Origin of the sequence: Micromonospora sp. NPDC007220 (assembly GCF_040634035.1) — a bacterium.
Taxonomy (GTDB): Bacteria; Actinomycetota; Actinomycetes; order Mycobacteriales; family Micromonosporaceae; genus Micromonospora; species Micromonospora reichwaldensis.
Genome location: NZ_JBEYEU010000012.1, coordinates 169,541 through 182,494 on the forward strand (window position 1 = coordinate 169,541; position 12,954 = coordinate 182,494).

Here is a 12,954-nt window from a genome sequence, read left to right on the forward strand (position 1 = left end):
TTTCCGGCGTGGGGTGCCGGGGTGTCAGCGGCTGCGGCTCAGTGCCGCCCGCGCCGCCGGGGTCAACGCGTCGCCGATGCGGTTCGCCAGCTCGGTCATCTCGTAGGAGACCTTGCCGACGTCGCACTGCGGGTCGGCGAGCACGAGCAGGGACGCGCCGTCGTTGAAGGCCATCGAGAACATGAAGCCGCCCTCGAGCTGGGTCACGTTGGAGATCACCGCGCCGGCGTCGAAGAAGGCCGCCGCGCCGCGGAGCAGGCTCACCAGCCCGCTGCCGGTCGCCGCGAGCTGGTCCGCCCGGTCCGGCGGGAGGCCCCTCGTGGCGGCCACCATCAGGCCGTCGCTGGAGATCGCGATCGCATGGCTGACCTCGGTGGCGCGCTCGGCGAAGGCGTCCAGCAGCCAGCCGAGATCCTGTTGGTCGGTCACGTGCTCTCCCTGTCGGGTCAGTTGGTGATCAGGTTGGTCCGGCGGCCCGCGACGCCCCGCGCGTACGCGGCCATCGCGGTGGCCACCTGGGTCGGGTCGCGGTGCGCGGAGCGCTGCTGCGGCACGGTGACGCCGCCCGGGACGAGGTGCTGTCGCGGCTGACGCCGCGGCAGGCCGGACGTGGTGGTGGCGACGACCTCGGGCGCGTCGGCCCGGGCGGCGGTCCGCCAGGCCTCGTCGGCGGGGCTGGCCCACGGCCCCGCGTTCGTGGCGTCGTCGTGGCCGGCCTGGAACCAGTGGTTGACCTCCTCGAAGATGACGAGTTCCTCGGTGGGCTCGTCACCTGCTCCGGCCGGCGCCGGTGCGGGCCGGAACACCGGCGCCACCGGCAGTGCCCGCTCGGGCGTCGGACCGCCCGTCCACGGTTCCGCCGGGCTTCCGGCCCATGGCTGCGGGGCCGTGGCGTACGCCGGCGGCGCGAGGGTGGTCCGCGCCGCGCGCCGCGACGGCCGGCCCGGCGTGAGCAGGAACTCCTCCGGGGGCAGCGATCGGATGATCGCCCCCGGGAACGCCGCCTCGGCGATGGTGCCGCGCCGGGGACCCGGACGGAGCTGGACGGCCGCGCCCAGCCGGGCGGCGAGCTGTCCCACGACGACCAGCCCCATCGCCCGTACGGCCGCGACGTCTATGGCGGGCGGGCGGGCCAGCAGGTCGTTGAGCTGCTGCCGACGCTGCGGGGACAGCCCCACGCCCTCGTCGCTGACCTGGACGATCACCCGGTCGCCGAGGCTGCGGGCGGTCACCCACGCCTCGGTGCCCGGCGCGGAGTAGCCGGTGGCGTTGTCCATCAGCTCGGCCAGCAGGTGCACGACCTCGTCGACGGCGTCGGCCGCGACGGCGACGTCTCCGTCGACCATGCCGAGGCGGATCCTGGCGTAGTGCTCGATCTGGCTCTGCGCGGCCTGGAGCACCTGTTGCAGGGGTACGTCGTGCTGGCGCACCCGCCCGACCCCCACTCCGCCCAGCACCAGCAGGCTGGCGTTGATCCGTCCCATCCGGGTGGCCAGGTTGTCCAGCGTGTAGAGCTGGTCCAGCCGTTCGGGGTCGGTCTCGTCCCGTTCGACCTTGTCGACCTGCGCCAGCACCGCGTCGACCAGCCGCTGCTCGCGGCGACTGAGGTGGATGAAGATGTCGGCCGTGTTGGCCCGCATGACCGCCTGCTCGGCCGCGGTACGCACGGCCGCCCGGTGCACGGCCGCGAACGCCTCCCCCAGCTCGCCGATCTCGTCGCCGCGCGACGACTCCAGGGCCTCCGCGGACTGTTGGCGGGCCAGCTCGTCCGGGTCCACCGACGAGCTGTCCGGTTGCTGGAGCCGGGCCACCACCTGCGGCAGCCGTTCGAAGGCGACGGCGTTCGCGGCGTCCCGCAGCCGGCGCAGGCGCCGCGTGATCTGCCGGGCCACCGCCCAGGTGACCAGCGCGGTGAGCAGCAGGGCCACCGCCACGGCAGCCGCCTCGACGGCCGTGCGCCGCCGCTGGTCGGCGTGGGCGGACCGGATGTCGTCGAGCACCGCCGCGTCGACCCGTTGACGCAGCTCGGCCAGGCGGACGGACCACTGCTGGGTCGCGGCGACCCACGCGCCGGGGTCCAGCCGCAACCGGCTTCCCGTCCGGGTCCTCGACACCTCGTCCTGCAGCCGTTGCAGCAGCAGGGCGTCCCGCCCGCTGCCCGCCTGCTCCCACCAGCCCCGCCAGGCGGGCCGGGCGAGGGCCAGGAAGGACAGGCTGGACTCGGTGAAGCCGGACCGGGCGGCGGTGATGTCCTGCTGCATGGCGGGGGTCAGTTGGCCGGCCGCGACCGCGCGCAGGACGGCGACCTGCTGCTGGCCGGCCGCCTCGGCCGCCTTGGACAGCGCGGCCGAGGCCCGCATGCCGTCCGTGATCCGGGCGTTGACCGCGCCGAGGGTGACGCTCTCCCGAAGGCTGAGCAGGTCGGCGATCACGATCCGGTAGCTGAAGGTCATCGCTGACACCGAGGCGTGCGCCGCCGTACGCACCTGCGCGCGCAGCGGCGGCAGGCCCTCCAGCGCCAGGTCGATCCGCTGGAGCGCGGTCTGCCCGGCGGCGGGTCCGGCAGGCACCAGCGCCCGCTGCCGGCGGTAGCGGGCGACGGCGTCGTCGGTGCTCCCGGTGGCGTCCGCGAAGGCTTCCTGCTGCTCGGCCGCGCCCCGGCTGAGCAGGTCGGCGGCGACGACGCGCTCGCGTTGCAGCCGGTGGGCCAGGTCGCCCGCGTCGGCACCGAGGTGCGCCAGGAGTCCGAGATCGCTCGCGCGGGTCGTCTGGCGGACGCTCTCGGTCAGGGCGAGGCCGGCGAATCCCATCACGGCGACCAGCGGGGCCGCCACGATGAGGCGCATCCGGGTGCCGATCTTCCAGCCGCGGCGGCCGGTCGGGTAGGGTCGGGCCGCGTGGGACCTCGTGCTCGACGCCAAGACTGACTCCCGCGACTCATCCAAGACGGCCAATGCGCACCTTGCCGTTTGCACGTCTCATTCCGCCGGAACCAACGCCCACAGAGAAGACCTGACGGTGGTACAAACGGCCCGTACCGGCATCTGTACCCAGCGCCAGCAGCGCCCGTCCCGCCCCGCGGGTCCGACCCCGCGCAGGTCAGGAGCGCCCGGGTCGCCCGCCTGACGGGTGCGGCGGGAGGTCCGCCTCCGGCGGCCCGCCGAGCACCTGGCCGATCAGCTCCCGCAGCTCGTCGATCGCCGCCACGACCGCCTCCGGGTCGCGCGCGTCCCGCCGCGCGGCCGGCGGCGCGGGGGCCGGGTCGGGCTCTGCCACCGTTCCGAACCGGGGGCCGCGGCGGCCGTCCGCCGCCAACTGCTCCGCCGCGACCTGCGGCCACAGCGCCGCCAGGCAACCGCCGGTGCCGAGCACCTCGTCGCAGCGGACGGCGAACTCGTGACTGCCGTACCGGCGACCGGACTCGACCGCGGCGACCGTCTCGCGACTGAACCGCACCCGCTCCGCGAGCGCCCGCTGGGTCAACCCCTGACGGGTGCGCCAGGTGCGCAGTTCGGAGCGGAACCGGTGGATGGCACCGGAGCGCTGGGCGCTCGACGGGGGCGTGCGATCCATGTGTTCACCTTCGCGACGCCGACCGGCCGGCATCGGCATCGGCATCAATAGACATTGGGCGATGAATGGGTATTCGCAGGGGACAATTCTTAACCCATCGGTCGACGGGTGTGAAGACGTGACTTCGGAGCGTAGTCACCTGTCAGGGGCCGCGGCGGCCCCCACGGGTCCGCGCGCAGCCGGTCGGGCGCCGCTCGGCACGGTCCGACGGCCCCCGCCCGGAGAACAGGACCGGCGCCACCGCGACGCCGCCGCGAGGCGGCTGGTCACCCGGCGACAGTTGCCGCCGGAGCACCGGACGGCACCGTCGTGCCGAGGACCACCGGCAGGCTCCGGTGCGCGCGGAAGGCGATGTTGACCTTGTACGAGCGGCGATGGCCGGGGGCCAGGCGCAGTCCGGGAACCGCTCGGCAGAGCCGGGTCAACGCCGTCCTCGCCTCCAGCCGGGCCAGCGCCGCGCCGATACAGAAGTGCGGCCCGTGCCCGAACGAGAGGTGCCCGTCCCCGTCGGACCGGTGCGGATCGAATTGTTCCGGCCGGGCGAACTCCGCCGGATCCCGGTTGGCGGCGCCGATCAGCAGCAGGCAGCGCGCGCCCGCCGGAATGGTGACGCCGTCCAGGGTGACGGGTCGGCGGGTCACCCGCAGCCAGCCGTCGATGGCGGGCGCGAAACGCAGCGTCTCAGTCAGGAACGCGGGTATCCGGCGCGGGTCCTCGCCGAGCTCCCGCCACCGGCCCGGGCCCGACAGCGCCTGGTCGAGCGCGTGGGCGAGCAGCCCGGCCGTCGTCTCGTGCCCGGCGACCATGAGGTTGAACACGATGCTCGACACCTCGGCCACCGTGAGCACCTCGTCGTCGCCGTCGCGGTACGCCAGCAGTTGGCTGACGTAGTCCTCGCCGTACCGGGCACCGCCGAGTCGGGCGCCGACCAACCGCTCGCAGTAGCGCCAGAACTCCCACAGGTCCCGGGCCAGCCGGACCTGCTCGGCCGGGTCCGGCTGCCCCCAGAGCAACGCGATCTGACCGTCCCCCCAGGCCCTGACCCGCCCGACGTCCTCCTCCGGTACGCCGAGGATGTCGAGCAGGACCAGCAGGGGCAGTTCGGTGGTGAACTCGCCGACGAGGTCCGCCCGCCCGTCGGCGCGGTCGACGAGCCGGGACACCAGTTCGTCGACCCGGCGCTCGACGATCGCGCCGTACCGGCGTTCGACGCGTTCGGCGGTGTTGGCGAAGGTCGCCCGCAGGGCCCGGCGAGTCCGGGGGTGCGCCGGGGGGTCTGCCGCGGCGGTGGTGGGCGGCGCGTCGATGCGGGCGATGAACTCCATCGCCTCGGGGCAGACGTCGTAGATCGGGGCGAGGGTGAGGGCGTTGCCGAAGGCCTCCGCGTCACCCAGCGCGCGGCGCACGTCGGCGTGCCGGGTGATCAGCCACAGCCCCAGGTCCGGGTCGTGGCGCACCCCCTCGGGCTCGTCCAGTAGCCGCCGCCACACCTGCGCCGGGTCGGTGAGATACGCCCCCGCGAACGGATCCAATCGCATGACCGCCTCCTCGAACGCCATGGCCACGAACGGAATTGCCGAACGACTCCCGGGGCTCCGGTTACCGCCGCACGCTTCACGGTGCGCCCATTCCGGGAGCAAGTCAATATCGGCGTTCTTCAATGTGCCGATGCGCAATTTCCACGCCTTCGGCCACACGCGCACCACGTCGTTCTGCAAGTTGCGGGATGTTCCCTGCCCGCTGGTCGCGACATTGCACACGGTAGACGACGCAACGGCCGGCAGCGGGCACCGCGTCGCGCCACGGCCCCGCGTGTCCCGCACGACCGGGCGGAAAGGCGGTGTGACATCGACCGAGGATCAGGCCGCGAAAGGCCGACCGTACGCGCACCGGAAACAGGGTTCACGACGCGTTCCGTGAACGGCCGACCGATTACCCGAAGAAGTTTTCCCGGCAGGAGCGGCGGCAGATTCCGGCGGACGACTCGGGGTCCCACGCGGGCGACACGGGTCCATGCGGGCGGCGGGTCGGGTCGTCGAGCAAGGACGACGCGCGGGGCGACCCACCCCGGCGATCCGGGGGGCGGCCCGGCGTGGGAGTCGACCGGTCACGGGCCGGCCGGCGGCACCCGCCGGCCGGCCCGTGCGTGCGTGCGTGCGTGCGTGCGTGCGGCTAGAGGGTACGGGCGAGCCGGTCGGCGAGCATGCGGGTGAACCGGGACGGGTCGGCCAGTTCCCCGCCCTCGGCGAGCAGCGCCAGGCCGTAAAGCAGCTCGGCGGTCTCCTTCAGCGACTCCTCCGTGCCGCCCTGCTCGTGCGCCTTGCGCAGGCCGGTGACCAGCGGGTGCCCGGGGTTGAGCTCCAGGATCCGCTTGACCGTCGGCACCTCGTGCCCCATCGCCCGGTACATCTTCTCCAGCGTCGGGGTGATGTCGTGGGCGTCGCCGACGACGCAGGCGGGCGAGGTGGTCAGCCGGGAGGAGAGGCGGACCTCCTTGACGGAGTCGGCGAGGGTGGCGCCCATCCAGGTGAGCAGGTCGGCGAAGTCCTTGCGCTGCTGCTCGCGCTCGGCCTCGGCCTCCTTCTTCTCCTCCTCGGTGTCCAGGTCCACCTGGCCCTTGGCGATGGAGCGCAGCGTCCTGCCGTCGTACTGGCCGACGCGCTCGATCCACACCTCGTCGACCGGGTCGGTGAGCAGCAGCACCTCGTAGCCCTTGGCGCGGAACGCCTCCATGTGCGGCGAGTTCTCAATCATCGTGCGCGAGTCGCCGGTGGCGTAGTAGATGTCGCTCTGCCCGTCCTTCATCCGGCCGACGTAGCCGGCAAGGTCCGTGGGCTCGGCCGGATCGTGGGTGGAGGCGACCGACAGGATCTCCAGGAGCGTGTCCCGGTTCTCCGTGTCGTCGATCAGGCCCTCCTTGACGGCGGCGCCGAACTCGGTCCAGAAGGTCCGGTAACGCTCGGCGTGGTTGGCCTTCATGTCCTTGACGGTGGACAGGATCTTCTTGACCAGCCGGCGGCGGACGACCTGGATCTGCCGGTCCTGCTGGAGGATCTCCCGGGAGATGTTCAGCGACAGGTCGTGCGCGTCCACGACGCCCTTGACGAAGCGCAGGTAGTTCGGCATGAGCGCTTCGCAGTCGTCCATGATGAAGACGCGCTTGACGTAGAGCTGCACGCCGCGGCGGCCCTGCGGGGCGAACAGGTCCAGCGGCGCGTGCGACGGGATGAACAGCAGGGCCTCGTACTCGAAGGTGCCCTCGCCCCGCATGTGCACGATGTCCAGCGGGTCCGCCCAGTCGTGGCTGACGTGCTTGTAGAACTCCTTGTACTCGGCCTCGTCGACCTCGTCGCGGGAGCGGGCCCAGAGCGCCTTCATCGAGTTGAGCGTCTGGGTCTCGGTGCTGGTCTCGTCGCCCTCGCCGGTGCGCTCGACGGTCATCCGGATCGGCCAGGCGATGAAGTCCGAGTAGCGCTTGACGATCTCCCGGATCGTCCACTCGGCGGTGTAGTCGTGCAGGTTGTCCTCGTCGTCGGCCGGCTTGAGGTGCAGGGTCACCGACGTGCCCTGCGGCGCCTCCTCGACCGACTCGACGGAGTACGTGCCCTCACCGGCCGACTCCCACCGGGTGCCGCCGCTCTCCCCCGCCCGGCGGGTCACCAGCTCCACCCGGTCGGCGACCATGAACGCCGCGTAGAAGCCCACGCCGAACTGGCCGATCAGCTCCTGCCGCGCCCCGGCGTCGGAGGACTCGCGCAGCTTGCGCAGCAGCTCGGCGGTCCCGGACTTGGCGATCGTGCCGATCACCTGGACCACCTCGTCGCGGGACATGCCGATGCCGTTGTCCCGGACGGTCAGCGTGCGCGCTGCCTTGTCGACCTCGATCTCGATGCGCAGGTCGGAGGTGTCGACCTCCAGTTCCTTGTCGACCATCGACGCCAGGCGCAGCTTGTCCAGCGCGTCCGATGCGTTCGAGATCAGTTCACGCAGGAAGACGTCCTTGTTCGAATAGATCGAGTGGACCATCAGCTGGAGCAGCTGACGCGCCTCGGCCTGGAACTCCAACGTCTCGGCCCGGTTGCTCACACCGTGTCCTTTCATCCTCGAAAGCCCACCGAAGGTTCGCGGAAAGGATACGAGCCGTCGCCGACGGCGAGACGACGGGACCGCGGAACGTCGGCTGGCGTCGCGTTGCCCCCGCGCCCTACCGTCGCAGTTGGCGTCGACGTGGCCGCCGGAGAAGCCGAGGGCTGGTGCGACCGCCGCGGCGGGCGGTCAGTACGGTAGGGATGTGTCTCTATGGATGGCCGCGATGTGGGGACTGGTCGGCAGCGCGGTGGCCGAGGCGCTGAACCTCTCCGGGATGATGCGCCCGACCAGCGAGTCCAAGGGCCGGTGGCAGTGGCCGTGGCGGGACCGGCGGGACGCCCCGATCGTCGTGTTCGCGGTGCTGCTCAGGACCGTGGCCGGCACCGGCCTCGCCGCCGCGGCCGGGGCGGGTGGCCTGGCCACCACGGCCTTCGCCAGCTTCACCTTCGGGGTCGCGGCGCCACTGGTGATCGCCAAGATGTTCGACCAGGTCCGGGTGACGGAACGACCGGCCGACAGCGGCCGGGACGGCACGAGCGGCGAGCACGATGACGCCGCGTGAGAACCTGCTCGGCAGGTTCGTCGCCGCGCTGGCCGCCCGCCCGGCCACCACCGCCACGGCCGTTCCCGTACCGGCCCGGACGCGGCTCGCCGCCGCGCTGGCCGCCCGGCCGGTCGCCGCCCTCAGCGCCGGCCCGCTCCCCCGTCCCGACGCCGAGGACGACGACGGAGGGAAGCTGACCCACCAGGTCCGGGCTGTGCTCGCCGGCCTCCTCGGCGTCACCACGGACCAGTTGCGCGTCGACGCCGACGGCGACGTCGGCATCCGCGCCGGCTCGGCCATGATCTTCGTACGGGCACAGGACGACCCGCCGCTGGTCGACGTGTTCTCTCCGCTGCTCACCGGCGTCGACCCGACCGAGTCCCTGTACCGGCGGCTCTCCGACCTCACCAACGGGCTGGTGGTCGGGCGCGTCTACTGCACCGGCGACACGGTCTGGGCGTCCATCCCCGTCTTCGGGCAGGACTTCGCGCCCACCCATCTGCTGCTGGCCCTGCGGGCCATGATCGCGCTCGCCGACGACCTCGACGACCAGCTCCGGCGGGAGTTCGGCGGCAGCCGCTTCTTCGGCCCGGAGTCCGCCGGGCTGGTGGCGGTGCCCGACCCGACCGGCTACCTGCGCGACCTCGACCGGGCCGGCGCGAACGGGGCGGGCAGCGTCCTGGTCGACCTGCTGGCGGACCGGGGGCGGACGGAGGAGCTGCGGATCCGTGCCGAGCACGGCGACTGGCACGCCGCCGCCCGGCTCGCCGCGCTGCTCGCCGGGGAGGGCCGCACCGACGAGGCCGAACGGTACTGGCGGATCGCCGCCGAGCAGGGTGATCCGCGCGCCCGCGACGAACTGGCCGCGCTGCTGGCCGCCCGGGGCCGGCACGACGAGGCGGTCGGCCTGCTGCGGCAGGCGGTCGACGCCGGCGACTGGCGGCACCTGCCGCTGCTGCTGACGCTGCTCACCGAAGGCGGCCTGGTCGACGAGGCGGTCGAGCTGCTGCGCCGCCGGGCGGCCGAGGGCTGACCCCGCCCGCCCCCGCCGACCCGATCTGCCGGGTCGAGGTGTGGAGATGTGCAGGCCTGGGTACAGACACGCGCTGGGGTGCCGGCGGACGTACAGCTGAAGCTGGGTGCCAGGATGTGCGGGTAACACCAGCAAGGGTCGTCGGGGCCCGGAAGTGAGGGCTGCGATGAGGTGCGACCGAGGGTGACACGGCCCACGGGGGACCTGTTCGCCGAGGGCGGTGGGACCGGGCGGCTGATGGCACGCCTCGACTGGGCCGCCACCCCGCTCGGCCCGGTCGACGGCTGGCCGCAGAGCCTGCGCGCCGCCGTCCGGATGGTCCTCTCCTCCCGCTACCCGATGCTGCTGCTCTGGGGGGACCGCTTCACCCAGCTGTACAACGACGCGTACTCGGCCCTGATCGGCGACAAACACCCCGACGCGCTCGGCGGCGACGTGCGGGTCACCCTGGCCGAGGGCTGGGACGTGCTGGGCCCCCTGATCGACGAGGCGATGGCGACCGGGGTCGCCAGCTGGGTGCCGGCCCTGCGACTGCTGCTCGACCGCGCCGGCTACCGCGAGGAGGCGTACTTCAGCGTCTCGCACGCCCCCGCCCGCGACGACGAGGGACGCACGGTGGGGGTGCTCACCGTGTGCAGCGAGGTCACCGAGCAGGTCGTCGGTGAGCGCCGGCTGCGTCTGCTGCGTGACCTGTCCGTCGGCGGCGACGGGCGGACCGTCGACGTGCAGAGCACCTGCGCCCGGCTCGCCGAGGCCATCGGCGGGCACCCGCTGGACGTCCCCTTCGCCGCGATCTACCTGTGCGAGGGCGCGCTGCTGCGCCGCGCCGCCCACGTCGGCGGGGAGCCCGTGGCCGCGGCCCTGCCGGCCACGCTGCCGGCGGGCGAGGAGCACGAGTGGGGGCTGACGGCCGCCGCCGGCGGCACGACGACCGACGTGGCCGGCGTCGAGCGGCGGCTCGCCCTGCCCGCCGGGCCGTGGGGCGACCCGGTCGGCACCGCACGCGCCCTGCCACTGCCGTCGGCCGAGGCGGGCCAGCCCCTCGGGGTGCTGCTGCTCGGGGTCAGCCCGAGCCGGGGGCTGGACGAGGCGTACCGGTCGTTCCACGCGCTGCTGGCCCAGCAGGTGGCCGTCGCCGTACGCAACGCCCAGGCGTACGAGGAGGAGCGCCGGCGGGCCGAGGCGCTCGCCGAGCTGGACCGGGTCAAGACCGGCTTCTTCACCAACGTCAGCCACGAGTTCCGGACCCCGCTGACGCTGATGCTCGGCCCGCTGGCCGACGCCCTCAACGACAACGAGCACCCCCTGCCGGCGACGCAGCGGGAACGGGTCGACACCGCCTGGCGCAACGCCACCCGGCTGCTCACCCTCGTCAACAGCCTGCTCACCTTCTCCAGCCTGGAGGCCGGGCAGGCACACAGCCAGGCTCGCGAGGTCGACCTGGCCGGGCTCACCACCGAGCTGGCGAGCGTCTTCCGGGCAGCCGTCGAACGCGCCGGGCTGCGCCTGGAGGTCGACTGCCCGCCGCTGCCCCGCGCGGTCTCCGTCGACCCGGTCAACTGGGAACGCATCGTCACCAACCTGCTGTCGAACGCGCTGAAGTACACCTTCGTCGGCCGGATCCGGGTCGGGCTGACCGCCGACGACGACGAGGTACGGCTGACCGTCGCCGACACGGGCATCGGTATCGCCGAGGATGATCTGCCCCGGCTCTTCGAACGCTTCCACCGGGTGCAGGGCACCCGGTCGCGCAGCCACGAGGGCACCGGCATCGGGCTCGCCCTGGTCCGCGAGCTCGCCCGCCTCGAAGGCGGCGACGTGCGGGTGGAGAGCCGGATCGGGACGGGAACGACGTTCACCGTGGCACTGCCCTGGTCCGCCGCGGGGCGGACCCCCGCGTCGGCCGCGGGCGTGGCCGGGGCCGGGGACGCGGCCCGGGCCGCCGTCCAGGAGGCGGTCGGCTGGCTCGCCGACCCGGCGCAGGCGGGGGCGTCCGCGCCGGCCGGGCCGCCGGTGCCGGCGTACGGTGCCGAGGACGCGCTGCGGCACGCGCGGATCCTCGTCGCCGACGACAACGCCGACATGCGCGCGTACCTGGCCCGGTTGCTGGGCGAGCAGGGCTGGCGGGTGGAGACGGTCGGCGACGGCCGGCAGGCCCTGGAGGCAATCCGCCGGGATCAGCCCGACCTGGTGCTCACCGACGTGATGATGCCCGGGATCGACGGCTTCGAGCTGGTCCGTCGGCTGCGCGGGCAGGCCGGCACCCGCACGCTGCCGGTGGTGGTGCTCTCGGCGCGCGCCGGCGGCGACGCCAGCGTGGAGGGGCTCGACCTGGGCGCCGACGACTACGTCGTCAAGCCCTTCCCCGCCGCCGAGCTGATCGCCCGGGTCCGGTCCGCCCTGCACGGCGCCCGCACCCGGCGGCACCACCGGGACGACGGGGGCGACCCCGGCGACACCGCACGCGGGGTGGACGGCCTCGGCACGACGGCCGACGCGGGTGGCCTCGGCGAGGCCCCGACCGCGTCGGCGGCCGGGGCGCGGCCGGCGTCGGCCGGTTCCGAGGGCGACGGCGCCCCGGTCAGGTCACCGGCCTCGGGTGGCGGTCCCGTGGACGCGGGTGGCGGTCCGGTGAGCGGCCCGCCTGCCGCACCGGGCGTCGATCCGTCGGTCGGCGGGGACGGGGAGTACGCCCACAACGGGGGCCGGCGGCCGGCTCCCGAGCAGCCGGCCGCGCTGGACACGGGCTGGACGTACCCCTCACAGCCCACCTCCGCCGCCGCGATGCGCCGGGACGTGCGGGCCTCGCTGGAGAACCTGGACGTCGATCCGGACATCGTGGCCGACCTCCTGCTGGCCGCCTCCGAGGCGGTCAACAACGCCGTCGAGCACGCCCAACGCCCCACCCGCCCCGAGGTGCGGGTGCGACTGCGGGTGGCCGATGGCACGGTACGGATCTCGGTGCGCGACTTCGGCACCTGGCGGGACCGTCGTCCGGCCATGGACCGGGGGCGGGGTGCCACGCTGATGAACGCGTACGGCGACGTGCGGCTGGTCTCCACCGCCGAAGGCACCACCGTCACCATCGAACGCCGCCTGTCGCCCAGCGCCTGACCCCTCCACAGGCGGGACCTATCGCGCCTGCCGTCACCGAGTCGGGCACTTATGACGTATGTCCCGTTTGTGGTGGCGGGCGTCACGGGTCGGGTGGGCATGGGCCGGGGTGCCGGGTCGTTGTAACCTTCACGGCCGCGTGACCGGGCCCGTTCGCCGGCCCGATGGTCGGCGGAATGCGGGCCGGGCCGGCGTGGTTACATCCCCCGGACCACCGAGTACCTCCGCCCGACCCCGGGCCCCGGGCCGCCGGAATGACCGGCCGCCCACGGTGGTTACATCCCCGGGATCACCGAGCGGGCGACCGCCGCACCCGGACGGGCCCGCGAGACGGTGGAATGTGCGGCCGGCCCGACCGGTTGCATCCCCCGGGACGAGCCCGGCCGGCCCCGCCGGCCGCAGGCCCCCGAACATCTCGACCTTTCCTCAACCGTGGCACACCCACCCCCCTCTGGTGTGTCGCGTGCCCCCGATCGAAAGGTGTTGCCATCATGCGTACCGACATTCTGCGTAAGACCGCTCTGACCGCTGCCGGGCTCGCCTTCACCGGCGGCGCCATCGCCGGCCCCGTCACCACCGCCCTCGCCGCCCCCACCACCCC

At 73.7% G+C, this 12,954-nt stretch carries 7 protein-coding genes and 1 pseudogene; 3 read left to right on the forward strand and 5 right to left on the reverse strand.

Annotated elements, in window-relative coordinates:
• Nucleotides 1-24 precede the first annotated feature (24 nt).
• The 5 genes from ABZ573_RS21500 to htpG all read right to left on the reverse strand — a co-directional run bounded on the left by ABZ573_RS21500 (nt 25) and on the right by htpG (nt 7,659).
• Nucleotides 25-429, reverse strand: a complete 405-nt coding sequence (locus ABZ573_RS21500; protein ID WP_091094994.1) for a roadblock/LC7 domain-containing protein — start codon at nt 427-429, stop codon at nt 25-27.
• 17 nt (nt 430-446) lie between these two features.
• Nucleotides 447-2,921 (reverse strand): nitrate- and nitrite sensing domain-containing protein, encoded by a 2,475-nt coding sequence (locus ABZ573_RS21505; protein ID WP_358120296.1) that lies wholly within the window; start codon nt 2,919-2,921, stop codon nt 447-449.
• A gap of 178 nt (nt 2,922-3,099) precedes the next feature.
• Nucleotides 3,100-3,573 (reverse strand): helix-turn-helix transcriptional regulator, encoded by a 474-nt coding sequence (locus ABZ573_RS21510; RefSeq protein ID WP_358120298.1) that lies wholly within the window; start codon nt 3,571-3,573, stop codon nt 3,100-3,102.
• Nucleotides 3,574-3,839: 266 nt separating this feature from the next.
• Nucleotides 3,840-5,111, reverse strand: coding sequence for a cytochrome P450 (locus ABZ573_RS21515; RefSeq protein WP_358120301.1), 1,272 nt, complete (start codon nt 5,109-5,111; stop codon nt 3,840-3,842).
• 634 nt (nt 5,112-5,745) lie between these two features.
• Nucleotides 5,746-7,659 carry a molecular chaperone HtpG gene (gene htpG / locus ABZ573_RS21520; protein WP_225852473.1) on the reverse strand — a complete coding sequence of 638 codons (1,914 nt, stop codon included), beginning with the start codon at nt 7,657-7,659 and terminating at the stop codon, nt 5,746-5,748.
• Nucleotides 7,660-7,864: 205 nt separating this feature from the next.
• Here htpG and ABZ573_RS21525 point away from each other — a divergent pair, with 205 nt between their 5' ends.
• From ABZ573_RS21525 to ABZ573_RS21535, 3 genes and pseudogenes are all read left to right on the forward strand, one after another.
• Nucleotides 7,865-8,224 carry a hypothetical protein gene (locus tag ABZ573_RS21525; RefSeq protein ID WP_151457104.1) on the forward strand — a complete coding sequence of 120 codons (360 nt, stop codon included), beginning with the start codon at nt 7,865-7,867 and terminating at the stop codon, nt 8,222-8,224.
• Nucleotides 8,225-8,408: 184 nt separating this feature from the next.
• Nucleotides 8,409-8,795, forward strand: a pseudogene (locus ABZ573_RS21530) (hypothetical protein); the annotation flags it as partial.
• Nucleotides 8,796-9,422: 627 nt separating this feature from the next.
• Nucleotides 9,423-12,353, forward strand: coding sequence for an ATP-binding protein (locus tag ABZ573_RS21535; RefSeq protein ID WP_358120305.1), 2,931 nt, complete (start codon nt 9,423-9,425; stop codon nt 12,351-12,353).
• Nucleotides 12,354-12,954: the final 601 nt, after the last annotated feature.

Coding starts and splice junctions, on each gene's coding strand:
- ABZ573_RS21515 (WP_358120301.1), bottom strand. CDS start 5,111: ATGCGATTGGATCCGTTCGCGGGGGCGTATCTCACCGACCCGGCGCAG.
- ABZ573_RS21510 (WP_358120298.1), bottom strand. CDS start 3,573: ATGGATCGCACGCCCCCGTCGAGCGCCCAGCGCTCCGGTGCCATCCAC.